General features: G+C 71.1%; 23 protein-coding genes. 15 read left to right on the forward strand and 8 right to left on the reverse strand.

Annotation, left to right across the window (positions count from 1 at the left end; all coding sequences use genetic code 11):
• Window positions 1–7: 7 nt before the first annotated feature.
• Window positions 8–640, forward strand: coding sequence for an RraA family protein (locus AB0L75_RS07575; RefSeq protein WP_365176668.1), 633 nt, complete (start codon window positions 8–10; stop codon window positions 638–640).
• A gap of 32 nt (window positions 641–672) precedes the next feature.
• Here the strand turns inward: AB0L75_RS07575 and AB0L75_RS07580 are convergent, their stop codons facing one another.
• Window positions 673–3045 (reverse strand): excinuclease ABC subunit UvrA, encoded by a 2373-nt coding sequence (locus AB0L75_RS07580; protein WP_365176671.1) that lies wholly within the window; start codon window positions 3043–3045, stop codon window positions 673–675.
• A 224-nt stretch (window positions 3046–3269) separates the two neighbouring features.
• On the opposite strand from AB0L75_RS07580, the gene AB0L75_RS07585 reads away from it, so the two are divergent.
• From AB0L75_RS07585 to AB0L75_RS07605, 5 genes are all read left to right on the forward strand, one after another.
• Complete coding sequence (locus tag AB0L75_RS07585) at window positions 3270–4265, forward strand: helix-turn-helix domain-containing protein (protein WP_365176674.1); 996 nt, start codon at window positions 3270–3272, stop codon at window positions 4263–4265.
• 29 nt (window positions 4266–4294) lie between these two features.
• Entirely contained in the window at window positions 4295–5053 is a 759-nt protein-coding gene (locus tag AB0L75_RS07590; protein ID WP_365176677.1) for an MBL fold metallo-hydrolase, read from the forward strand.
• Window positions 5054–5108: 55 nt separating this feature from the next.
• Window positions 5109–5600, forward strand: coding sequence for a helix-turn-helix transcriptional regulator (locus AB0L75_RS07595; RefSeq protein WP_365176680.1), 492 nt, complete (start codon window positions 5109–5111; stop codon window positions 5598–5600).
• Between the two features lie 79 nt (window positions 5601–5679).
• Entirely contained in the window at window positions 5680–6276 is a 597-nt protein-coding gene (locus AB0L75_RS07600; RefSeq protein ID WP_365176683.1) for a hypothetical protein, read from the forward strand.
• A gap of 103 nt (window positions 6277–6379) precedes the next feature.
• Window positions 6380–6724 (forward strand): DUF2516 family protein, encoded by a 345-nt coding sequence (locus AB0L75_RS07605; RefSeq protein WP_365178030.1) that lies wholly within the window; start codon window positions 6380–6382, stop codon window positions 6722–6724.
• Between the two features lie 27 nt (window positions 6725–6751).
• Here AB0L75_RS07605 and AB0L75_RS07610 read toward each other — a convergent pair whose 3' ends face one another.
• From AB0L75_RS07610 to AB0L75_RS07620, 3 genes are all read right to left on the reverse strand, one after another.
• Complete coding sequence (locus AB0L75_RS07610) at window positions 6752–8053, reverse strand: fused response regulator/phosphatase (RefSeq protein ID WP_365176686.1); 1302 nt, start codon at window positions 8051–8053, stop codon at window positions 6752–6754.
• A gap of 362 nt (window positions 8054–8415) precedes the next feature.
• Complete coding sequence (locus tag AB0L75_RS07615; RefSeq protein WP_365178033.1) at window positions 8416–9483, reverse strand: NlpC/P60 family protein; 1068 nt, start codon at window positions 9481–9483, stop codon at window positions 8416–8418.
• A gap of 201 nt (window positions 9484–9684) precedes the next feature.
• Complete coding sequence (locus AB0L75_RS07620; RefSeq protein ID WP_365176689.1) at window positions 9685–10470, reverse strand: class I SAM-dependent methyltransferase; 786 nt, start codon at window positions 10468–10470, stop codon at window positions 9685–9687.
• A 235-nt stretch (window positions 10471–10705) separates the two neighbouring features.
• On the opposite strand from AB0L75_RS07620, the gene mshA reads away from it, so the two are divergent.
• Window positions 10706–12043, forward strand: a complete 1338-nt coding sequence (gene mshA / locus AB0L75_RS07625) for a D-inositol-3-phosphate glycosyltransferase (RefSeq protein WP_365176692.1) — start codon at window positions 10706–10708, stop codon at window positions 12041–12043.
• Window positions 12036–12536: a YbjN domain-containing protein gene (locus tag AB0L75_RS07630; protein ID WP_365176695.1), complete on the forward strand. Its 501-nt coding sequence runs from the start codon at window positions 12036–12038 to the stop codon at window positions 12534–12536. Before mshA ends, AB0L75_RS07630 begins: the two co-directional genes overlap by 8 nt.
• A 21-nt stretch (window positions 12537–12557) precedes the next feature.
• On the opposite strand, the gene AB0L75_RS07635 is transcribed toward AB0L75_RS07630, so the two are convergent.
• Complete coding sequence (locus AB0L75_RS07635) at window positions 12558–13031, reverse strand: carboxymuconolactone decarboxylase family protein (RefSeq protein ID WP_365176698.1); 474 nt, start codon at window positions 13029–13031, stop codon at window positions 12558–12560.
• Window positions 13032–13546: 515 nt separating this feature from the next.
• Here AB0L75_RS07635 and AB0L75_RS07640 point away from each other — a divergent pair.
• From AB0L75_RS07640 to AB0L75_RS07655, 4 genes are all read left to right on the forward strand, one after another.
• Window positions 13547–13756: a hypothetical protein gene (locus tag AB0L75_RS07640; RefSeq protein WP_365176701.1), complete on the forward strand. Its 210-nt coding sequence runs from the start codon at window positions 13547–13549 to the stop codon at window positions 13754–13756.
• Between the two features lie 197 nt (window positions 13757–13953).
• Entirely contained in the window at window positions 13954–14181 is a 228-nt protein-coding gene (locus AB0L75_RS07645) for a hypothetical protein (RefSeq protein WP_365176704.1), read from the forward strand.
• Between the two features lie 313 nt (window positions 14182–14494).
• Window positions 14495–15571 (forward strand): hypothetical protein, encoded by a 1077-nt coding sequence (locus tag AB0L75_RS07650; protein ID WP_365176706.1) that lies wholly within the window; start codon window positions 14495–14497, stop codon window positions 15569–15571.
• Between the two features lie 35 nt (window positions 15572–15606).
• On the forward strand, window positions 15607–16737 hold the full coding sequence (locus AB0L75_RS07655; RefSeq protein WP_365176709.1) for a hypothetical protein: 1131 nt from the start codon (window positions 15607–15609) through the stop codon (window positions 16735–16737).
• Window positions 16738–16805: 68 nt separating this feature from the next.
• Here AB0L75_RS07655 and AB0L75_RS07660 read toward each other — a convergent pair whose 3' ends face one another.
• Complete coding sequence (locus AB0L75_RS07660) at window positions 16806–18059, reverse strand: MFS transporter (protein ID WP_365176712.1); 1254 nt, start codon at window positions 18057–18059, stop codon at window positions 16806–16808.
• Between the two features lie 177 nt (window positions 18060–18236).
• Between AB0L75_RS07660 and AB0L75_RS07665 the strand changes: the two genes are divergently transcribed.
• Window positions 18237–18998 (forward strand): phosphoglyceromutase, encoded by a 762-nt coding sequence (locus tag AB0L75_RS07665; protein WP_365176715.1) that lies wholly within the window; start codon window positions 18237–18239, stop codon window positions 18996–18998.
• Between the two features lie 97 nt (window positions 18999–19095).
• Here the strand turns inward: AB0L75_RS07665 and AB0L75_RS07670 are convergent, their stop codons facing one another.
• Together AB0L75_RS07670 and phoU are read right to left on the reverse strand one after the other, a co-directional pair.
• Window positions 19096–19251 (reverse strand): hypothetical protein, encoded by a 156-nt coding sequence (locus tag AB0L75_RS07670; RefSeq protein ID WP_365176718.1) that lies wholly within the window; start codon window positions 19249–19251, stop codon window positions 19096–19098.
• Window positions 19252–19393: 142 nt separating this feature from the next.
• Window positions 19394–20083: a phosphate signaling complex protein PhoU gene (gene phoU / locus AB0L75_RS07675; RefSeq protein ID WP_365176721.1), complete on the reverse strand. Its 690-nt coding sequence runs from the start codon at window positions 20081–20083 to the stop codon at window positions 19394–19396.
• A 180-nt stretch (window positions 20084–20263) separates the two neighbouring features.
• Here phoU and AB0L75_RS07680 point away from each other — a divergent pair, with 180 nt between their 5' ends.
• Both AB0L75_RS07680 and AB0L75_RS07685 read left to right on the forward strand, forming a co-directional pair.
• Window positions 20264–21574 carry an ATP-binding protein gene (locus tag AB0L75_RS07680; RefSeq protein ID WP_365176724.1) on the forward strand — a complete coding sequence of 437 codons (1311 nt, stop codon included), beginning with the start codon at window positions 20264–20266 and terminating at the stop codon, window positions 21572–21574.
• Entirely contained in the window at window positions 21571–22251 is a 681-nt protein-coding gene (locus tag AB0L75_RS07685) for a response regulator transcription factor (RefSeq protein ID WP_030342036.1), read from the forward strand. The genes AB0L75_RS07680 and AB0L75_RS07685 overlap by 4 nt, the downstream gene beginning before the upstream one ends.

Below are 22251 nucleotides of genomic sequence, written 5' to 3' on the forward strand. Positions count from 1 at the left end.
GCGGCACATGACCGACACCGCGATCTCCGCCGCCCTCCAGGGTGTCCCCACCACCACCCTCGCCGACCTGCTCGGCCGCGAGCAGGTCATGGACATCGGGATACGGCCCCTGTGGGAGCCCGTACCGCGCGTCGCCGGAGAGGCGTTCACCGTCAGCTGCCCGCCCGGCGACAACCTCATGCTGCACGCGGCCGTCCACCGCGCCGCGCCCGGCTCGGTCGTCGTCGTGGAGTCCGGCGACCTCGACTACGCGCTGGCCGGGGGCAACGTCTGCGCGGTCGCCCGGCGCCGGGGCATCGCGGCCTTCGTCGCCGACGGCCTGATCCGCGACCTGGGCGAGGTCCGGGAGCTGGGCTTCCCCGTCTTCGCCCGCGGCATCATCCCGATCCCCGGCACCAAGAAGGCCGTACGCCCCCTGAACGAGCCCGTGCGCTGCGGGGGCGTCCGGGTGGAGTCCGGGGACCTGATCGTGGCGGACGAGGAGGGCGTGGTCGCCGTACCGGCGGCGCGGGCGGCGGAGGTTCTGCGAAAGGCCCTGGCCAAGCTGGCCAAGGAGGCCGAGGAAACCCTGGACGACTGGGAGAGGGCCCACCGGGCGCGGATCGACGAGATCCTGGCGACGGGCGGCTTCGAGGACTGACCGACGCGCGCTCCGAAGCCGCCCGATGCGCCTCAGGCGCCGACATACCCCGCCAGATGCTCGCCCGTGAGGGTGGCACGGGCGGCGATCAGCTCGGCCGGGGTGCCCTCGAAGACGATGCGGCCGCCGTCGTGGCCGGCCCCCGGACCGAGGTCGATGATCCAGTCCGCGTGGGCCATGACCGCCTGATGGTGCTCGACCACGATGACCGACTTCCCGGAGTCGACCAGGCGGTCCAGGAGGGCGAGGAGGTGTTCCACGTCGGCCAGGTGCAGGCCGGTCGTCGGCTCGTCCAGGACGTAGACGCCGCCCTTGTCGGCCATGTGCGTGGCCAGCTTCAGCCGCTGGCGCTCACCGCCCGACAGGGTCGTCAGCGGCTGGCCGAGGGTGAGGTAGCCGAGGCCCACGTCGGCCATCCGCCGCAGGATCCTGTGGGCGGCCGGGATGTGGGCCTCACCGGCGGCGAAGAACTCCTCCGCCTCGGCCACCGGCATCTCCAGCACCTCCGCGATGTCCCGCCCGCCGAGGGTGTACTCCAGCACCGACGCCTCGAACCGCTTGCCCTCGCACTCCTCGCAGGTCGTGGCGACACCGGCCATCATCGCCAGGTCGGTGTAGACGACACCGGCGCCGTTGCAGGTGGGGCAGGCGCCCTCGGAGTTGGCGCTGAACAGCGCCGGCTTCACGCCGTTGGCCTTGGCGAAGGCCTTGCGGATCGGCTCCAGCAGCCCGGTGTACGTCGCCGGGTTGCTGCGCCGCGAGCCACGGATCGGGGTCTGGTCGATGGACACGACGTCCGCGCCGGCCGGGATCGACCCGTGCACCAGCGAACTCTTGCCGGAGCCGGCGACACCGGTGACGACGGTCAGCACGCCGAGCGGGATGTCGACGTCGACGTTCCGCAGGTTGTGCGTGCTCGCGCCGCGGATCTCCAGCGCCCCCGTCGGCTTGCGCACCGCGTCCTTGTCCTTCACGGTGGCCCGGTCGTCCAGATGGCGGCCGGTGAGGGTGCCGCTGGCCCGCAGGCCGTCCACGGTGCCCTCGAAGCAGACCGTGCCGCCCTCCGTGCCGGCGCCCGGGCCGAGGTCGACGACATGGTCGGCGATCGCGATCGCCTCCGGCTTGTGCTCCACGACCAGCACGGTGTTTCCCTTGTCGCGCAGCCGCAGCAGCAGCTCGTTCATCCGCCGGATGTCATGCGGGTGCAGCCCGATGGTGGGCTCGTCGAAGACGTACGTCACATCGGTCAGCGAGGAGCCGAGGTGACGGATCATCTTCACCCGCTGCGCCTCGCCGCCCGACAGGGTGCCCGCCGGCCGGTCCAGCGCGAGATAGCCGAGGCCGATCTCCACGAACGAGTCGAGGGTGTGCCGCAGGGAGGCCAGCAGCGGTGCCACCGTCGGCTCGGACAGCGACCGCACCCACTGCGCCAGATCGCTGATCTGCATCGCGCACGCGTCGGCGATGCCGACCCCCGCGATCTTCGAGGACCGGGCCGCCTCGGTGAGCCGGGTGCCCGCGCACTCGGGGCAGACGGTGAAGGTGACCGCACGGTCCACGAACGCCCGGATGTGCGGCTGCATGCCCTCCTTGTCCTTGGCGAGCATCGACTTCTGGATCCGCGGGACCAGACCCTCGTAGGTCATGTTGATGCCCGCGATCTTCATCCGGGTCGGCTCGCGGTACAGGAAGTCCTGTAGTTCCCGCTTGGTGAAGGCGCGGATCGGCTTGTCCGGGTCGTACAGGCCGGACTCGGTGTAGAGGCGGTAGTTCCAGCCGCCCGTCTTGTAGCCGGGGATGTCGAGCGCGCCCTCGTTGAGGGACAGGGAGTCGTCGAAGAGCTGGGTGAGGTCGAGGTCGGTGACCGTGCCCCGGCCCTCGCAGCGCGGGCACATGCCGCCGGTGATGCTGAAGCTGCGCCGCTCCTTCACCTGCTGCCCGCCGCGCTCGACGGTGACCGCACCGGCACCGCTGATCGAGGCGACGTTGAAGGAGAACGCCTTGGGCGAGCCGATGTGCGGCTCGCCGAGCCGGCTGAAGAGGATCCGCAGCATCGCGTTGGCGTCGGTGGCCGTGCCGACGGTGGAGCGGGGGTCGGCGCCCATCCGCTGCTGGTCCACGATGATCGCGGTGGTGAGCCCGTCGAGGACGTCGACCTCGGGCCGCGCCAGAGTCGGCATGAAGCCCTGCACGAACGCGCTGTACGTCTCGTTGATCAGCCGCTGCGACTCCGCGGCGATCGTGTCGAACACCAGTGAACTCTTGCCGGAGCCGGACACACCGGTGAACACGGTCAGCCGGCGCTTGGGGATCTCGACGCTGACGTCCTTGAGGTTGTTCTCCCTGGCGCCGTGCACACGGATCAGGTCGTGACTGTCGGCTGCGTGCGGTGCGGTGAGGTCCATGGCGGCCACGCTAGCGGGGGCGTGCCGCCCGGCGCTTCTCGAATCCTGACGGACGTCACCGCCGGCTCGGTGCGCTGGACCTGGACGGCGGCCGGCCCCGGACGGACCAGGTGAAGACCTCGCCGTGGCGCCGCTGGTCGCCGAGGCGTGCGACCTGACCGATGGCCGGATCTGACAGAACCTGGTCATTGCGGACACGGCTCGGGCGGCGGAAGGATCGCTGTATGCCCGAACCGCGCACCGTCGTCATCGCCGCCTTCCCCGGGGTCGAGTTGCTGGAGGTGACCGGCCCGGCGGAGGTCTTCTCCGTCGCCTCCCGCCTGGTGGCGGGCGACGCACCCGCCTACCGGGTCGAGATCGCCGCCGCGCAGGCCGGCCCGCTGCCCACCGCCGCCGGGATCAGCCTGGTCGCCGCGCGGTCGCTGGCCGAGGTGGGCCCGGGCATCGACACCCTCCTCGTGGCCGGCGCCATGGACAGCGCCGGCGGCCGCTACCGGGCCGTCGTCGACCGGGACGTCGTCGCATGGCTGGCCACGGCGGCTCCGGCCGCACGGCGGGTCGGCGGCGTGTGCGCCGGCGTCCACCTCCTGGCCGAGGCCGGGCTCCTCACCGGCCTGCCCGCCACCACCCACTGGCTCACCGCCGGCCAACTGGCCGCGCACCACCCGGACATCGCGGTCGACCCGGAGCCGATCTTCATCCGTGCCGGGCGGATCTGGACCTGCGCGGGCGTGACCGCCGCCATGGACCTCGCCCTCGCGATGGTGGCCGAGGACCACGGACCGGCCATCGCCCTCGACGCCGCCCGCGCCATGGTGATGTACGTCAAACGCCCCGGTGGTCAGACGCAGTTCAGCGTGCCGCTCTCCCTCCAGGCGAGCGCCGACGACCGCATCGACGAACTCCGCCGCTGGATCGACGACAACCTCGCCGAGCGGATCCCGGTCGAGGCCATGGCCGCCCGCCTGAACCTGAGCGTGCGCCACTTCGCCCGGGTCTTCCGCGACTGCACCGGCCGCACCCCGGCCGACTACCTGGAAGCGGTCCGGGTGGAGGCGGCCCGCCGTCTCCTGGAGGAGTCCGCACGCAGCCTGCCCGACATCGCGGCCGCCAGCGGACTCGGCTCGGTGGAGACCCTGCACCGGGCCTTCCGCCGCCGCCTGGGCGCCACCCCGGCCGAGTACCGCCGCCGGTTCCGCCCCCACGCCACCGCCCGCTGAACCACACCCCTCCCCCAAGGAGCACCCAGTTGTCCCGCACCAAGGTCGTCCCGATCCCCGTCCTGGGCCGGCACGCCGTCAACGCCTACCTGCTGCTCGGCCGCCACCCGGTCATCGTCGACGCCGGAACCCCCGGCAGCGGCCGGCGCATCACCGAACAGGTCGCCGCCCACGGCGTCGACCCGCAGGACGTCCGCCTCGTCGTCGTCACCCACGGTCACATCGACCACTTCGGCTCCGCCGCCGAACTGCGCCGCCTCACGGGCGCGCCGATCGCCGCGCACGCCGCCGACCTCGGCCCCTACCGCACCGGCCGGGTCCGCGAACCGTACCTGCCCACCGGACCGATGGGACGGCTCATGGCCCGCAACCCGAAGCTCCACGAACAGGCCGAACCCTTCGAACCCGACATCCTCGTCCACGGCGAGAGGGGCCTCGCGGACTACGGCGTCGACGGCCGCATCATCCCCACCCCCGGCCACACCGCCGGCTCCGTCGCCGTCCTCACCGACGACGGCGACCTGGTGGCCGGCGACCTCATCGCCAACTCCTTCATGGGCCTGATCAAGGGCCGCCCCGCCAACCCGCCCTTCCACGACGACCCGCTCGCCAACCTCGCCAGCCTCCGCGCGATGCTCGACCTCAGGCCCACCCGGCTGCACGTCGGCCACGGCACATCCCTCGACCCGGCCCGCGCCGGCCGCTGGGCGACGGCGGAACAACGCCGGCTCGAACGCCGAGCGGCCCGGGGCCGCCTGCGGATCAGACCGCAGGAGCCGCCGCAATGACACTTTTGCAAGCGGGTGCTTGCAATTGTTAGCGAGGGTGGGGCATGGTGGAGGCATGGCATCGCTGAACGTCGGCAATCTCGGTGAGTACTTGCGCGAGCAGCGGCGGAACGCCCAGCTCTCGCTGCGGCAGCTCGCCGAGGCCGCCGGGGTGTCCAATCCCTACCTGAGCCAGATCGAGCGGGGGCTGCGCAAGCCCAGCGCGGAGGTGCTCCAGCAGGTCGCCAAGGCCCTGCGCATCTCCGCCGAGACGCTGTACGTCCGCGCCGGGATCCTCGACGCCGAGCGGGACCGGGACGACGTGGAGACGCGCGCCGTCATCCTCGCCGATCCCTCGCTGAACGAGCGGCAGAAGCAGGTGCTGCTCCAGATCTACGAGTCCTTCCGCAAGGAGAACGGATTCGGGGTCGGCGAGCCCGCCGCGGACGAGGCGGCAAAGGACACGGCACAGGACGGGGACGCGGACACCGACGGCACCGCCGTACGCGGCACCGGTACGGCCGGCGGACACGATGCCGATGCCGGTCCGCGGCGGACGGCCGGATAACCGGACCAGGGCGCCGGCCGCCCCACCGCGGACCACACCAACCTCAGCCGAACGCGAAATCCGGGAGGACCTGATCACGATGGCCATCACCGACGACCTGCGCAAGACCCTCAGCGACCCGACTCCGCTCTACTTCGCCGCCGGTACCGCCGACCTCGCCTACCAGCAGGCCAAGAAGGTGCCCGCCCTGGTCGAGCAGCTGCGCGCCGAGGCCCCGGCCCGTATCGAGGCCGTGCGCAACACCGACCCGAAGGCCGTGCAGGAGAAGGCCGCCGCCCGCGCCAAGGAGGCGCAGGAGACCCTCCAGGCCAAGGTCAACGAGTTCCTCGGCACCCTCGACGTCGACCTGAAGAAGCTCGGCGAGCAGGCCCAGGACCTCGCGCTGCGCGGCGTCGGCGTCGCCGCCGAGTACGCCGTCAGGGCCCGCGAGACCTACGAGAAGGTCGCCGAGCACGGCGAGCAGACCGTGAAGACCTGGCGCGGCGAGGCCGCCGACGAGATCGAGGAATTCGCGATCACCGTCCAGGGCACGCCCGAGTCGGCCGAGGTCGAGGACGAGCCGAAGCCGGCCGAGGCCGAGGCCGAGCCCGTCGCGGAGAAGAAGCCGGTGGCGAAGAAGGCTCCGGCCGCCCGCAAGGCCACCACCGCGAAGAAGACGACCCCGCCGGCGAAGTGACCCCGACCGACGAGGTGACAAAGGGCCGGGCACCTTCGGGGTGTCCGGCCCGTTGTACGGGTACGGTGGCTGTACGGACGACTCGACTCGGGTGGTGGGCATAGTGCTGATGACGGCGGTCGGCGGAGTGATGTGGTTGATCTTCACCGCCATGCTGGCGCTCGCCATCGTGGCGTTCGTGATGGCCGCGATCTTCCGCGAGGACGCGTACCGCGCCGCGGACAAGCAGAACAAGGGCTTCTGGCTGATCATCCTGGGCGTCGCGGTCGCCGTGAACCTCTTCGTCCCGATGCTGTTCCTGCAGCTCGCGGGCCTGGTCGCCTCGATCGTCTTCTTCGTGGACGTACGGCCCGCGCTCCAGCAGGTCTCCGGCGGCAAGGGCTTCCGCCGCCGCGGCCGCGGAAGCAGCAGCGACGGCCCCTACGGCCCGTACAACGGCGGCCGCTGACCGACCCGGAGCCGACGGGTCCCGGAGCTACGGCGTACGGTCCAGCAGAACGACCGCCACGTCGTCCGTCAGCTCGCCCCCATTGAGATCCCGCACCTCGCTCACCGCGGTCCGCAGCAGATGCTCCCCGCGCAGCCCCTCGGAGAGCTGGCGGCGGATCATCGAGACCATCCCGTCCTGGCCGAGGCGCTCACCGCCCTGCCCGACCCGGCCCTCGATCAGACCGTCGGTGTAGAGCATCAGGCTCCACTCGGCACCCAGCTCCACCTGCATCCGCGGCCAGCGGGCGCCGGGCAGCAGGCCGAGGGCGGGGCCGTTGTTGTCGTAGGGCAGCAGCCGGGCCGGGCGGCCGGGGCGGGCGAGCAGCGGGGCCGGGTGGCCGGCCAGGCACAGGCCCGCGCTACGGCCGTCCGGCGCGATGTCCACCGTGCACAGCGTCGCGAAGATCTCCTCGTCGGCCCGCTCATGCTCCAGCACCTGCTGCAGCGTGCCCAGCAGCTCGTCCCCGCACAGCCCGGCGAGCGTCAGCGCGCGCCAGGCGATGCGCAGCTCCACGCCGAGCGCGGCCTCGTCCGGGCCGTGCCCGCAGACGTCGCCGATCATGGCGTGCACGGTGCCGTCGGGCGTGCGGACGGCGTCGTAGAAGTCGCCGCCGAGCAGCGCCCGGGAGCGGCCGGGGCGGTAGCGGGCGGCGAAGCGCAGCGAGGAGCCGTCCAGCAGGGGCGTGGGCAGCAGCCCGCGCTCCAGCCGGCGGTTCTCCTGCGCGCGCAGCCGGCCCTCGGCCAGCCGCCGCTCGGCCGTGTCGGAACGTTTCCGTTCCACGGCGTACCGGATGGCGCGGCTGAGCAGCCGGCCGTCCAGCTCGTCGCGGAAGAGATAGTCCTGGGCGCCCACGCGCACGGCCTCGGGACCGCGCTCGGCGTCGCCGGAGCCGGTCAGCGCGAGTACGGCATGCCGGGGCGCGAGCTGGAGGACGTGCTTGAGCACGGCCAGCTCGTCGTCGGTGTCCCTGCCGCTCGGCGCCGGGAGCGCCAGGTCCAGCAGGATGCAGTGGACGTCGTCGGTGAGCAGCCGCTCGGCCTCGGTGAGGTTGCGGGCGGTGCGCACGCGGATCGGGTTGCCGGCCGAGTCCAGCAGGTCGGGCACGATCGGCGAACCGGCCGGATCGTCCTCGATCAGCAGCAGGGTGAGAGTGGTGCCGGCGGTGCCGGTGTGCGTGGCGTCGCGGTGGGCCTCTTCCTTGAGGGGGCCGCCGACTGCGGAGGCGGCCTGCGCCTGACCACTCTCCACGGCCGGGATCGCTCTCTGCCGCGGTACGGGTACGGGCATCTCTTGGTTTCCTTCCCTCCCCCCGAGGGCATGGTGGCGCCGAGGGTCTCGAGGCCACCGACGGGGACCATAGCGGCATTGCCCGCCCCGATGGAATGGTGTGAGCCGCGTCGCTCGCGCGCAGGCCGCTGTCATATGCCGCGTTCCGTGCGACAGTTGGACAGGGTGCCCCCGCCCAGGGGATGACGAAGCTCACGTCCGGCCGGGTTTGGGGCGGCGGGTTGGTGGAGTGGGTCACATGGCGTGGGTCACGGGGATTCCCCAGGGTGCGGGGAACTGCGCGGGCAGCCACGGCGAAAGCCGCACCCGGAAGACGGCCGCACCCCAACGGCGCTGTACCGCCCCGCGCCCCGGCCAAAGGCTTACGCGTCCGGTCGTACGACGCCCAGGATCTGCATCGAGCCGGCGCCCGCGATCGTCACCGTCCGCCCGGGGCGCGGGGCCTGGATGATCGCGCCGTCGCCGATGTAGATGGCGACATGGCTGGCGTCGTCGAAGTAGATGATGAGGTCGCCGGGGCGCATGTCCTGGACGTCGACGTGCTTGAGCTGTTGCCACTGCTCCTGCGAGGTGCGCGGGATGGGGTGGCCGGCCGCCGCCCAGGCCTGGGAGGTCAGGCCGGAGCAGTCGTAGGACTTGGGGCCCTCGGCGCCCCACACATACGGCTTGCCGAGCTGCTCGGTGGCGAACGCGACGGCCTTCTCGCCCTGCGCGGACGCCTTGCCGTGGATCCTCTTGAGGATGCCGGTGTCCAGCCAGTCCGTCTGCGCCTTCAGGGCGGCCTGCTGCTCCAGCTGGTCGAGCCGTTCCTTCTCCTTCTTCTCCAGCTGGGACTCCAGCTTCTCCGCCGCGTCGATCTGCTGCTGGACCTTCTTCTTGGCGACGGCCTTGGCCTGGCGCTCGGCGTCCAGCTTCTTCCACTGCTCGGTGGCGTCGTGGGCGTATGCCTGCAACTGCTGCTGGGTGCTGGTCAGTTCGCTCATCAGCGACTTCGTCGCCCGCTGGCCCTGGAGCACCAGTCCGGCGCCGTCCAGGACCTGTCCGGGGTCGTCGCTGAGCAGGAACTGGGCGGTGGGCGGGACGCCGCCGGTGCGGTACTGCTCGCGGGCGGCCGCGCCCGCCTGGTCCTTGAGCCTCGCGAGGTTCTGCTGCCCCTCATCGATCTTCTGCGCCAGCGCGACGATCTCGGCGGACTGCTGCTTGGTCTTCTCCTCGGCCGCGTTGTAGGCGTCGGTGGCGACGGCCGCGTCGTGGTAGAGCTTGTCGAGCTGCGCGCGGACCTTCTCAAGATCCTTGCTCGGCGGGGGAGTCGGGGATGCGCTCGGGCTCGGTTTCGGGGCGGCGAAGGCCGTGCCGGGTGCGCTGAGCACGGTCACCGCGCAGACCACGGTCACGGCGGCCGAGAGGATACTGCGCTTGCCCCAGCCCATCACAGATGCCCCCAAGCTGATTTACCGTCAGTAACTTACGGTGCCCCGGGGATGGTGTCACGTTGCGGCACAAAGCGACAGAGGGAGGCGTTCCCCCCGTACTCGCCCCGTACTCACCCCGATATGACGGTCTCCCCGCCGGTGGGACGAACGACCCGCGAGTTTCGTTCCACCCCGCCGCCCCCCCCCGGACGGGAGAGGTCAGGCGCGCGGCGCCAACGCCGCCCACTCCACCGTCACTTCGCCCTGCCGCCAGCGGGCCGGGGAGTCCGTCACCGGCCAGTCGGCCGTCAGGTCCCGCACCGCGCGTATCCAGCGCTGCCGGGCGCCGTAGGAGGCGTAGGGCGCGGCGGCGGCCCAGGCGCGGTCGAAGTCACGCAGGAAGGCGTGCACCGGCTCGCCGGGGACGTTGCGGTGGATCAGCGCCTTCGGCAGCCGTTCGGCGAGGTCGGAGGGGTGCTCCAGGGAGCCGAGCCGCGTCGCGAAGGTCACCGTCCGCGGCCCCTCCGGACCGAGCGCCACCCATACGTGCCGCCGCCCGATCTCGTCGCACGTCCCCTCGACCAGCAGCCCGCCGCGCGAGCCGGCGCCGGCCGGGGCGAGCCGTGCGCACAGCCGCTGCCAGGCGGCGGCGACCTCGGCCTCGTCGTACTGGCGCAGCACATTGGCGGCCCGGATGAGCAACGGCCGTCCGGGCACCGCGATCTCGAAGCCGCCGTGCCGGAAGGTGAGCCCCTCCCGCTCGTACGGCCGCGCGGCCGCGACCCGCTCCGGTTCGATCTCGACGCCGGTCACGCGCGCGTGCGGCGCGACGGTGCGCAGCCGGCCGAGCAGCTCGACGGCGGTCCAGGCCGCGGCGCCGTAGCCGAGGTCGATCGCCAGTGGGTCCGTGGCGCGCCGCAGTTCGGGGCCGTGGGTCGCCGCGATCCAGCGGTCCATGCGGCGCAGCCGGTTGGGGTTGGTGGTCCCGCGCGTCACGTTTCCCACGACGGGGGTCCGCCCGCTCGAACGAAGCCGAGAGTGGGGGAGGGTCGCTGCGCGGGCTGTCATGTGTACGAGGGTAAGCGGGAGCGCGATGATCGAACTCCCGCTCGAATCTAAGGTAATGATTGGGCAAAGCAGCTTGATCGGGAAATGGCACGCCCCCCAGCCGCTGTTGGACCTCCTTGGAGGACCGGGCCGGTCCTCCGCCCGGCATGCCCGCAGCAAGGAGGAACGCCACGTGAGCCAGTACGTCAGCAGGCTCGGGCGACGCTCCCCGTCGGCCGCGTCCCTACTGAGGCTCCACCGCCGACCCCGCAGGGTCGCCATGCTCTCCGTGCACACCTCCCCGCTCCACCAGCCCGGCACCGGCGACGCCGGCGGGATGAACGTCTACATCGTGGAGCTGGCCCAGCGGCTCGCCGCCCTCGGCATCGACGTCGAGATCTTCACCCGGGCCACGGCGGGCGGCCTGCCCCCCTCCGTCGAGCTGGCCCCCGGTGTCCTCGTCCGGCACGTCGACGCGGGCCCGTACGAGGGCCTCGCCAAGGAGGACCTCCCGGCCCAGCTGTGCGCCTTCACCCACGGCGTGATGCAGGCCTGGGCCGGCCACCGCCCCGGCCACTACGACCTCGTCCACTCCCACTACTGGCTCTCCGGCCACGTCGGCTGGCTCGCCGCCCAGCGCTGGGGCGTGCCGCTGGTGCACGCCATGCACACCATGGCCAAGGTCAAGAACGCCAACCTCGCCGACGGCGACACCCCCGAGCCCGCCGCCCGGGTCATCGGCGAGACCCAGATCGTCGCCGCCTCCGACCGGCTCATCGCCAACACGGAGGAGGAGGCCGACGAGCTGGTACGGCACTACGCCGCCGATCCGGCGAAGGTCGCCGTCGTCCACCCGGGCGTGAACCTGGACCGCTTCCGCCCGGCCGACGGCCGCGCGGCGGCCCGCGCCCGCCTGGGACTGCCCCCGGATGCCCTGATCCCGCTCTTCGCGGGCCGGATCCAGCCGCTGAAGGCCCCGGACATCCTGCTGCGCGCGGTGGCGGTGCTGCTGGACGAGCGCCCCGAGCTGCGCTCGCGCATCCACGTCCCGATCGTCGGCGGCCCGAGCGGCAGCGGGCTCGCCAAGCCGGAGGGGCTGCAGAAGCTCGCCGCCCGGCTCGGCATCGCGGACGTCGTACGGTTTAGGCCGCCGGTCGGCCAGGAGCAGCTCGCGGACTGGTTCCGCGCCGCGTCGCTGCTGGTCATGCCGTCGTACAACGAGTCCTTCGGGCTGGTCGCCATCGAGGCGCAGGCGGCCGGGACGCCGGTGCTCGCGGCCTCGGTCGGCGGGCTGCCGGTGGCCGTGCGCGACGGCGAGACCGGCTTCCTGGTCCACGGCCACGATCCCGCCGACTACGCGCGCGTGCTCGGCCGTTTCGTCGACGAGCCGGCCCTGGTGGCGACCATGGGCCGGGCCGCCGCCCGGCACGCGCGGTCCTTCGGCTGGGACCGGGCGGCCGCCGCGACCGCCGACGTCTACACGGCGGCGACCCAGTCGCACCGCCGTCACGTACGCTCCCACCATGGGTGATGTCGAGAAGGCCGCGCAGGTCATCGAGGGGGTCCTGAAGGACACCGAAGTGGAGTGGGAGAGCCCCGAGCCCGGGAACTACGTGGTCAGGCTCCCCGGTGCGCGCAAGCTCTCCACGACGGTCTCCTTCCTCGTGGGCCGCCACTCCCTTTCCCTGAACGCCTTCGTCATCCGCCACCCCGACGAGAACGAGGCCGGCGTCCACCGCTGGCTCCTGGAGCGCAACCTCAAGCTGTACGGCGTGAGTTACGCCGTAGACCGCCTCGGCGACATCTATGTCACCGCCCGGCTGCCCCTCGCCTCGGTCACCCCCGACGAGATCGACCGCCTCCTCGGCCAGGTCCTGGAGGCCGCCGACGGCGCCTTCAACACCCTGCTGGAACTGGGCTTCGCCTCCTCCATCCGCAAGGAGTACGCCTGGCGGGTGTCCCGCGGCGAGTCCACGCGCAACCTGGACGCGTTCAGACACCTGATCGAACGCCCTGCCGACTGACCCGGCGTGCTGCCGGCCGGGTCAGCCGAACATGCCGGGCTGGTAGTCGCCGGCGGGCTGCTGGACCAGGACGTTGACGCGGTTGTACGCGTTGATCAGGGCGATCAGCGAGACGAGCGCGGCGAGCTGCTGCTCGTCGTAGTGTTTGGCGGCGTTCGCCCAGACCTCGTCCGGGACGCCGCCGGCCGCATCGGCGATGCGGGTGCCCTGCTCCGTCAGCTCCAGCGCGGCCCGCTCGGCCTCGCTGAACACCTTGGCCTCCCGCCAGGCCGCGACCATGTTCAGCCGCTGCGAGGTCTCTCCGGCGGCGGCCGCGTCCTTGGTGTGCATATCGGTGCAGAACGAGCACCCGTTGATCTGGCTGGCCCGGATCTTCACCAGTTCCTGCGTCGCGGCCGGCAGGGGTGAGTCGGAGACCGCCTTCCCCGCCGAGTTGATGTACTTGAAGAACTTCTCCGTGACCGGGTTGGCGAAGATGTTCAGACGAGCGTCCATGGTGTGCTCCCGTGTGATTGCTGCTGTCCTTACACCTCACTGACGGAACGGCCGCGGACGATGTGACACGCCTGCTTGCTCCGCATATCGCACCCCAAGGGGTGATCGCGAGCCGGACCGCGACCGGCGCCCCGGACCCGGCAGCGGCCCCCGGAACGGAATCTGCACAGTGCGTACGCAACTGCACGGGGGGTGGGTTCCGTTGGTGCCGAGTTGTCCGGAGCCGCGCGGCGGTGGCAAGAGCTGTGGCCTGCCTGTGTGGCGCGGGCTGTGGAGAAACTGCCCCCGAAGCGTGACCGCGCCCACACGGATGAGTCACCGGGCGGTACCAACTGACCTGGACCGGGCAGTGGTTGGCTGGATGGCCGGCGCGCTCCGTGGTTTGATCGCTCGCACCGCCGGGATCGCGCCAAGGTGTCCTGAAAGGGATGGCGCATGCCCGCGGTGCGGCCCGTCGTCTGTCCCCAGCGGGGCCGCTTCCCCGTGTGGACCATCATACGAAGGGCAGTTTCCCCATGAACTCCGCTCACCAGGTTGAGACCCTCGCGCTCTCCGACGCCGACCTCGACACCGTCTCCGGTGGTCTGAGCCCCGAGGCCAGCCTCACCCTCGACTCGACGACCCTCAGCACCGCCGGCCTGCTGTCCCAGCTCGGCGCCGTCCAGGGCGAGGCGATGGGCGCCCTCGGCCAGACCCACCAGATCGGCTTCAACGCCTCCCTCTGATCGCCCTGATCACCGCGTCCGGCCCCCTACCGACGGAGACTCCGAGGTGGGGGGCTCGGTCATGTCTCCCGCGGTTCCACCGCGTGTGCGGGGCCCCGCGTGCCGCCTATTCGGGTGCTTGTGTGCACGCCACCGCTTCTGGCCTGTGGGCCGGCGGCATACCTGTGGCAAGCACACACCGACCGAAGGAGACAGTTATGCGTGCACGTACCGTGGTGGCCACCATCGCCCTCGCCGGAACCGTTCTGCTGGGCGGCGCGGCCCAGGCCCTCGCCGACGACAACGACGACATGAGCTTGGGCAACGTCATGGGCAACAGTGGAGGAGCCTTCGGGAAGCACTCCCAAGGAAAAGGCGAATTCGGCTCGGATGCATCCGGTTTCGGCAAGCCCGGGGGCATCTTCGACCGGTCCACCGGTAGCTGACGGACAGTCAGTAACGTCCTCCACCCATTCCCGCCCCGCACCGTGATGTTCCAGGTGCGGGGCGGGGGTCTTCCGGCGCGCCACTCTGCGCCCCAGCACCCCGCGAACCCTGGTCACTCCTCCAGTAATCCGGCCAGTGGGTCGCGTTTTTCTGTGTTCGACACCAGTGGTGGGCGTCCTCGGGCCGCTGCTTCAATCGGCTCCGCCCTCAGCCACCCTCGAACACCGTTCCCCCTCCCGGCCGAGGGCCGTGCATCGAACAACGCGCCCCGACCGTGTGCACCGCACGGGAAACCCCGAGAGGGAGAACTCGATGAAGAAGACGTCTCTGCGGCGCCTCGCCGCCGGGAAAGCGCTGGTTGCAGGCGCCCTGCTGGTCCTGGTGGCGCCAGGGGCCGCGTACGCCAACACCGTGAGCGCCACGGTGCGAACCCCCGGGGCCACCCTCGGACCGGCAACCATCGACTCTTCGATCTCAACCAGCGCCCACTGCACCAGCGGTCTCATATCGGGCGGCGGGATCGACCAGGCCATCGGCACCGGCGCCGGGGTGAACGGCAACCATGTGCTGGGCACCGAGCCCAGCTCGGACGGCGCCGGCGAATTCACCGGGTCGACCGGGGTCGTCGGTACCGATGTGGCCTTCTGGGTCGCGAAGGGGGGAAGTGGAGGACAGGTCAACTCCGCCTTCTCCACCAGCCCTTACGCGGTGTGCCTCACCAGCAACCTGATCAATCACACCCAGGTTGTCATGAATAAAGTGAACGCACCCACAACGGCGACGACGGTGGGTCTGACAACGGCGACCTGCCCGGCAGGCACGGTCCTGCTCGGTGGCGGCGCCCTGGTCACACCGGGCAACACCGGCAACCTCAAGGCGATCGCCGGCTTCCCCACCTTCAACAACTCCGCACACGACTTCGGAAAGAAGGCCGCCGCGGACGGAGAGACCAACCCGGACTCCTGGAGCGCCGTCGGGTGGGACAACAGCACCAACGCCGCCAACGAGACCTACGCCTACGCGATCTGCAGCGGTAGCGGCATCAACGTCAGCGGCGTCACCGTGAAGGTCCGCTACAGCGAGGCGAGCGGCCCGAACACCGGGAGTACGGGCCAGAACACAACGGTCGGCTGCGGTGTCGGGGACGGGAAGCTGGTGAGCGGGGGCGCCGCCATCAGCGGAGGCAACGTGACCACCACCGACTTCATCGGACCGGCCTCGGGCGGCGACCACCTCAACGGCAGCTTCCCCAGCGACTCCAGCGGCAACCCCGTCGGCGACGGCACCACGACGACGGCGTCCTGGACGGCGTTCACCCACACCGGCGGGATGGCGTCGACGACCAACCACTCCGACGTCTGGGCGCTGTGCGCCAACGACGGCATCTGAAGCACCGGCACCACTGATCAGATAGGCGGCATGCGATGAAGAACCCGACGACAAAAAGGTCTTCCCGGAAGTCAGCCCTGGCGAAGGCGCTGATCCCCGGCGCCCTGCTCGCCGTGGCGGTGCCGCAGCTCGCGTACGCCGACACCGCGAGCGTCACCGTGACGACCTCCGGACCCACCATGGGCCCCGCAACCCCCTTCACGGGTGTCTCGTCCCGCGCGGACTGCGGTGGAGGCCTTGTTTCCGGCGGCGGGATCGACCAGGCCACCGGCAGCGACAGGGCAGGGAACGGCAACCATGTGATGGGCATAGCGCCCAGCCCCGACGGCGTCACCGAATACACCGGCTCGACCGGGGTCGTGGGCACCGACGTGAAGCACTGGCTCGCGTTCGGCGGAAGCGGGAGCAACTCCAGCCCCGAGTTCTCCACCACCCCCTACGCGGTGTGCCTTTCGAGCAACCGGATCAGGCACACCCAGGTCGTCATGAACAAGATCGCCGGACCCTCCGTCGGACAGACGGCGAAGACCGTCGTGGCGACCTGCCCGACCGGCACGGTCCTGCTGGGCGGCGGCGCCCGGACCACCCCCGCGAGCGTCGGCAGCCTCAAGCCGATAGCCGGCTTCCCCACTTTCGACGACGCCGCACACGACTTCGGCCAGAAAGCCGCCGCGGACGGGGAGACCAACCCCGACTCCTGGACCGCCGTCGGAGGAATCGGCGGCGGACGCGACAGCGACAACACGACCTATGCCTACGCGATCTGCAGCGGAGACGGCGTCAACGTCCGAGGCATCACCACGACCGTCCACTTCCGCGAGCTGAGCGGCCCGACGACGGCAGGCACCAGCCGGACGGCGACAGTCGGCTGCGACGACCAGACCGGGGAACGCGACCACGGGAGGGAGAACCACGTGCTGGTCAGCGGGGGCGCCGCCGCCAGCGGCGGCAATGTGACGACGACCGACTTCACCAAGGCGGGATCGGGCGGAACCCACCTCATCGGAAGCTTCCCCAGCGACTCCGACGGCGGGCCGGTCAGCGACGGGACCGGCACGGCCGCGTACTGGACAGCCGACATCCACGTCGGGGGATCCCCCTCACCGGACACCTACTCCGATGTCTGGGCGCTCTGCCTGAACCTTGATCACGGTCACGAGGAATGATCCCGGCGGCCGTGCGGCAAGGACGCAGGACAGAACCTGAAGCGTGCTGCCGTCGGCCGCCGCGCCGGTCAGGCCGCCTGTTCCGACGCGCGCGGCCGCAGTTCCGGAGCGGGTGCCGTGGGGCTCTCCTTCGGCAGCCCCCGCATGAGCAGCCCGTACCCCAGTCCGGCGGCCGTCCCGATGGCCGCGCACATCGCCCACAGCCACTCGGCGCCCCACCGGTCGATGACTGCGCCGGACATCAGGGGTGCGACCAGGGCGGCAACGGACCAGGACAGCGTGTACATGCCCTGGTAGCGCCCGCGCCCGTGCACCGGCGACAGCCGGACCACCAGCCCGGTCTGGGTCGGGGCGTTGACGATCTCGGCGAGGGTCCAGACGCAGACGGTGAGCGCGAAGACGCCGACCGAGCCGGCGAAGGCGGTGAGTCCGAAGCCGTAGCCGGCGAGGAGTGAGGAGACGACGAGCAGGGTGCGCGGGTCGCGGTGCTCGATGAAGCGGGTGACCGGGATCTGCAGGGCGACGATCAGGATGCCGTTGACGGCGATGGCGAGGCCGTAGTCGGCGGGCGAGAACCCGGCGCGTCCCATGGCCACCGGCAGCCCGACCGAGCCCTGCTGGAAGATCAGCGCGACGAGGAAGGACAGCCCGACGACGGCCATGTACCGCCCGTCCCGCAGCACGGTGCCGAGGCTGACGGGGCTGTCCTCCTCCTTCACCTGTGCGGTGGGCCGGGACTCGGGCACCTTCAGGAAGACGACGAGCGCACAGGCCAGCGTCATCCCGGCCTCGATCAGGAACCCGGCGAGATAGCTGACCTCGGCGATGAAGCCGGCGGCCATGGAGGAGACGGCGAAGCCGAGGTTGATGGCCCAGTAGTTCAGCGAGAACGCCCGGACCCGGTCCTCGGGCCGCACGATGTCGGCCATCATCGCCTGCACGGCCGGCCGGGAGGCGTTGGAGGCCATGCCGACGAGGAAGGCGACGGCCGCGATGGCGACGGGGCTCGTCATGAAGCCGAGCAACGCGACGGAGGCGGCCGTGGCCGACTGGGCGATGAGCAGGGTGGGCCGCCGTCCCAGCCGGTCGGCCATCACCCCACCCCCCAGCGAGGAGACGACCCCGCCGAGCCCGTGCAGCGAGGCGACGAGACCGGCGTACGAGGCCGAGTAGCCGCGGTCGAGGGTGAGGTAGAGGGCCATGAACGTGGCCACGAAGGCGCCGAGCCGGTTGACGAGGGTGCTGGTCCACAGCCACCAGAACTCACGGGGTAGCCCGGAGACGCTTTCCCGGGCGGCACGTCGGAGACGAGCGGCGGACATGACAAGACCCCCCACGGATCGAAGCGCGCCCGATAGGGGCGCTGTAAGCAGCTCAAGCGGTAAGCACAACTTACATACCGGGTCTGTCGGTGGCCACCCGTTTAACAGATGCCGTCAACGGTCCACCCTTCGGCCGGGCCGGGCAGCGGCGCGAACCCGTGGATTACGCTCTTTCCCATGGCCGACGCACCGTACAAGCTGATCCTCCTCCGCCACGGCGAGAGCGAGTGGAACGCGAAGAACCTGTTCACCGGCTGGGTGGACGTCAACCTCAACGAGAAGGGTGAGAAGGAGGCAGTCCGCGGTGGCGAGCTTCTGAAGGACGCCGATCTCCTCCCCGACGTGGTCCACACGTCCCTCCAGAAGCGCGCGATCCGCACGGCCCAGCTGGCCCTCGAGGCCGCGGACCGCCACTGGATCCCGGTCCACCGCAGCTGGCGCCTGAACGAGCGCCACTACGGCGCCCTCCAGGGCAAGGACAAGGCGGCCACGCTGGCCGAGTTCGGCGAGGAGCAGTTCATGCTCTGGCGCCGCTCCTACGACACCCCGCCCCCGCCGCTGTCGGACGACTCGGAGTTCTCCCAGGCGAACGACGCCCGCTACGCGACCATCCCGCCGGAGCTGCGCCCCCGCACGGAGTGCCTGAAGGACGTCGTCGTCCGGATGCTCCCCTACTGGTACGACGGCATCGTCCCCGACCTCCTGGCCGGCCGCACGGTCCTCGTCGCCGCCCACGGCAACTCGCTGCGCGCCCTGGTCAAGCACCTGGACGGCATCTCCGACGCCGACATCGCGGGCCTGAACATCCCGACCGGCATCCCGCTCGCCTACGAACTCGACGCCGACTTCAAGCCGATCACCCCGGGCGGCACGTACCTCGACCCCGAGGCGGCCGCGGCGGCGATCGAGGCGGTCAAGAACCAGGGCAAGAAGAAGTAAGCCCCGACTGCCCCAAGCGGGACGGGTTCTTCCGTTCGCATGGACAAGGGCCGGTGTGAATCGAGTTCACACCGGCCCTTGTGACGTCGTACCGCCCTCAGCCGCACTGGCAGGGGCCACCCGACTGGCATCCGCAGCCGCAGCCCGAGCCGCAGCCGCACGCACCGATCAGCGGAAGGTTCCTCAGGTCGGCGGGCTGGTCGGTCTCGCGCTCCTGCGTGGGGTCCGGCGTGGTGCTGGGGGATTCGGCCATGGGTCCCTCCTAGACGCTGGGGCAGGGGTGCCCTCGCCTATTTCATGCCCGTTTCCCTGGGCGCATCAACGGCGCACGGAGGCGCCCACGCGCCCCCGCCACCACTCCGGAAGCCCCCGCGGTCGGCGTGGCGGTCGCCGGGTCAGGGGCCTTCGACGCCCGTGACCGGCTGGATGTCCGTCTGCAGCTCGTCCGCGTGCTCGCCCGTGACCAGGTACACGACCCGCTTGGCGACGGCCACGGCGTGGTCTGCGTACCGCTCGTAGTAGCGGCCGAGCAGCGTGACGTCCACCGCCGTCTCGATGCCGTGCTTCCAGCGCTCGTCGATCAGGTGCTGGAACAGCGTGCGGTGGAGCAGGTCCATCTCGTCGTCGTCCTGCTCCAGCTGGAGCGCGAGGTCGACGTCCTTCGTGATGATCACCTCGGCCGCCTTCGCCATCAGGCGCTGCGCGAGCTGGCCCATCTCCAGGATCGTCGCGTGCAGGTCGTTCGGAACCGCCCGCGAGGGGAAGCGCAGCCGCGCCAGCTTCGCCACGTGCTGGGCGAGGTCGCCGGAGCGCTCCAGGTCGGCGGACATGCGCAGCGACGTGACGACGATACGGAGGTCCGTCGCCACCGGCTGCTGCCGGGCCAGCAGGGCTATGGCCCGCGCCTCCAGGTCGTGCTGCAGCTCGTCGACCTTCTGATCCGCCTCGATCACGCTCTCGGCCAGCTTCAGGTCGGCGTCCAGGATCGCGGTCGTGGCGCGCCCGATCGCCGACCCGACCAGCCGGGCCATCTCCACCAGACCGTCGCCGATCGAGTCAAGTTCCTCGTGGTACGCGTCCCGCATCAGGGTTCCCTCTCATAGGTGTGCTTGGTCCCCACGCTCCCACGTTCTGCCCTGCACGCGTCCGTTTCCGCCACCCCAAATGAACCAATACTGGCTCCCAGGTGAACTCTGGGCGACGAGTCTTCGAGCTGCCACCTGGATGGCTGTGGGTATGTCGTACCCCCTGCTTAACCTGGATGCATGGACGTGAACGCGGCGGTCGCCGCAGCGGCAGCGATCGCCGGGGTGCTCACCGGCGTCATCGCCATGCTGGCGTTCCGCTGGAGTGAACGCGACCAGAAGCGACCGACCAGGACTTCCTTGCACACCGATCCCGTACTCCCGCCCGGCGTGGACACCGTGCTGTCCGTGCTCCGCTCCTCGGCCGTCGTCCTCGACGAGGCCGACGCCGTCGTCAAGGCCAGCTCCGCCGCCTACGCCCTCGGGCTGGTGCGGGGCGGCAAGCTCGCCATCGAGCCCATGCTCCAGATGGCCAGGGACACGAGACGCGACGGCGAGATACGCCAGGTCGAGCTGGACCTGCCCCGGCGCGGCACCGGACGCGGCGAGGCCCTCGCCGTCTCCGCGCGCGTGGCCCCGCTCGGCTCCCGTCTGGTCCTGCTGCTGGTCGAGGACCTGACGGAGGCCAGGAGGATCGAGGCCGTACGGCGCGACTTCGTGGCCAATGTGAGCCATGAGCTGAAGACGCCGGTCGGCGCGCTCTCCCTGCTGTCCGAGGCGGTCATGGACGCCTCCGACGACCCCGAGGCCGTGCAGCGCTTCGCGGGCCGTATGCAGATCGAGGCGACCCGCCTGACCAACCTGGTCCAGGAGCTGATCGACCTCTCCCGGGTGCAGAACGACGACCCGCTGGAGGACGCCGAGCCCATCCGCGTCGACGAGCTGGTCGCCGAGGCCGTCGACCGCTGCCGTCACCAGGCCGGTACGAAGCAGATCACCATGGCCTGGAATGTAGTGGTGCCCGAAGGGCTCGATCAGGGTGGTGGCGGGCGACGGGCGGGCGGCACGGCCGATCTGCATGTCTGGGGCAACCGGGGCCAGCTGGCCGCCGCCCTGGGCAACCTGGTCGAGAACGCCGTGAACTACTCCCCGGCCCGCACCCGGGTCGGCATAGCCGCCCGCCGGGTCAACGCCCCCGGCGGCGACATGATCGAGCTGGCCGTGACGGACCAGGGCATCGGCATCTCCGACAAGGACAAGGAGCGCATCTTCGAGCGCTTCTACCGCGTCGACCCGGCCCGCTCGCGGGCCACCGGAGGCACCGGTCTGGGTCTCGCGATCGTCAAGCACGTGGTCGCCTCGCACGGCGGGGAGGTCACGGTCTGGAGCGCCGAAGGCCAGGGCTCCACCTTCACCCTCAGGCTGCCGGAGGCGGGTGCGGCCCGCGACCGCGCTTCCCAGCACCCCGACCCCGACCTCGATGACGAGGCCGGCGCCCCCACCGAGTCATCCCCGTACGAACCGCTTCCCGCCCCGGAGGTCCTTCCGTGACCCGAGTGCTCGTCGTCGAGGACGAGGAGTCCTTCTCCGACGCCCTGTCGTACATGCTCCGCAAGGAGGGCTTCGAGGTCGCAGTCGCGGCCACCGGCCCCGACGGACTCGACGAGTTCGAGCGCAACGGCGCCGACCTCGTCCTCCTCGACCTGATGCTGCCGGGGCTGCCCGGTACGGAGGTGTGCCGCCAGCTGCGCGGCCGCTCCAACGTCCCCGTGATCATGGTGACGGCCAAGGACAGCGAGATCGACAAGGTCGTCGGGCTCGAAATAGGAGCCGACGACTACGTCACCAAGCCGTTCTCCTCGCGCGAGCTGGTCGCCCGTATCCGGGCCGTCCTGCGCCGCCGCGGCGAGCCGGAGGAGGTCACCCCGGCCGCGCTGGAGGCGGGCCCGGTCCGCATGGACGTCGACCGCCATGTGGTGACGGTCGCCGGTTCCAAGGTCGACCTCCCGCTGAAGGAGTTCGACCTGCTGGAGATGCTGCTGCGCAACGCCGGCCGCGTCCTGACCCGCATGCAGCTCATCGACCGCGTCTGGGGCGCCGACTACGTGGGCGACACCAAGACCCTCGACGTCCACGTCAAGCGCCTGCGCGCCAAGATCGAGCCGGACCCGGGAGCGCCGCGGTACCTGGTGACGGTCCGCGGCCTGGGCTACAAGTTCGAGCCGTAG

The sequence above is a fragment of the Streptomyces sp. NPDC052101 genome, from assembly GCF_040680235.1.
Lineage (GTDB): Bacteria > Actinomycetota > Actinomycetes > Streptomycetales > Streptomycetaceae > Streptomyces.

Excerpts from the sequence above, each read along its gene's own strand:
- AB0L75_RS07595 (WP_365176680.1), top strand. The coding sequence starts at position 5,109 with ATGGCATCGCTGAACGTCGGCAATCTCGGTGAGTACTTGCGCGAGCAG.
- AB0L75_RS07665 (WP_365176715.1), top strand. The coding sequence starts at position 18,237 with ATGGCCGACGCACCGTACAAGCTGATCCTCCTCCGCCACGGCGAGAGC.
- AB0L75_RS07575 (WP_365176668.1), top strand. The coding sequence starts at position 8 with ATGACCGACACCGCGATCTCCGCCGCCCTCCAGGGTGTCCCCACCACC.
- AB0L75_RS07650 (WP_365176706.1), top strand. The coding sequence starts at position 14,495 with ATGAAGAAGACGTCTCTGCGGCGCCTCGCCGCCGGGAAAGCGCTGGTT.
- AB0L75_RS07580 (WP_365176671.1), bottom strand. The coding sequence starts at position 3,045 with ATGGACCTCACCGCACCGCACGCAGCCGACAGTCACGACCTGATCCGT.
- AB0L75_RS07610 (WP_365176686.1), bottom strand. The coding sequence starts at position 8,053 with ATGCCCGTACCCGTACCGCGGCAGAGAGCGATCCCGGCCGTGGAGAGT.
- AB0L75_RS07635 (WP_365176698.1), bottom strand. The coding sequence starts at position 13,031 with ATGGACGCTCGTCTGAACATCTTCGCCAACCCGGTCACGGAGAAGTTC.
- AB0L75_RS07630 (WP_365176695.1), top strand. The coding sequence starts at position 12,036 with ATGGGTGATGTCGAGAAGGCCGCGCAGGTCATCGAGGGGGTCCTGAAG.
- AB0L75_RS07640 (WP_365176701.1), top strand. The coding sequence starts at position 13,547 with ATGAACTCCGCTCACCAGGTTGAGACCCTCGCGCTCTCCGACGCCGAC.
- AB0L75_RS07660 (WP_365176712.1), bottom strand. The coding sequence starts at position 18,059 with ATGTCCGCCGCTCGTCTCCGACGTGCCGCCCGGGAAAGCGTCTCCGGG.
- AB0L75_RS07670 (WP_365176718.1), bottom strand. The coding sequence starts at position 19,251 with ATGGCCGAATCCCCCAGCACCACGCCGGACCCCACGCAGGAGCGCGAG.
- AB0L75_RS07615 (WP_365178033.1), bottom strand. The coding sequence starts at position 9,483 with ATGGGCTGGGGCAAGCGCAGTATCCTCTCGGCCGCCGTGACCGTGGTC.
- AB0L75_RS07680 (WP_365176724.1), top strand. The coding sequence starts at position 20,264 with ATGGACGTGAACGCGGCGGTCGCCGCAGCGGCAGCGATCGCCGGGGTG.
- phoU (WP_365176721.1), bottom strand. The coding sequence starts at position 20,083 with ATGCGGGACGCGTACCACGAGGAACTTGACTCGATCGGCGACGGTCTG.
- AB0L75_RS07585 (WP_365176674.1), top strand. The coding sequence starts at position 3,270 with ATGCCCGAACCGCGCACCGTCGTCATCGCCGCCTTCCCCGGGGTCGAG.
- AB0L75_RS07655 (WP_365176709.1), top strand. The coding sequence starts at position 15,607 with ATGAAGAACCCGACGACAAAAAGGTCTTCCCGGAAGTCAGCCCTGGCG.
- AB0L75_RS07600 (WP_365176683.1), top strand. The coding sequence starts at position 5,680 with ATGGCCATCACCGACGACCTGCGCAAGACCCTCAGCGACCCGACTCCG.
- AB0L75_RS07645 (WP_365176704.1), top strand. The coding sequence starts at position 13,954 with ATGCGTGCACGTACCGTGGTGGCCACCATCGCCCTCGCCGGAACCGTT.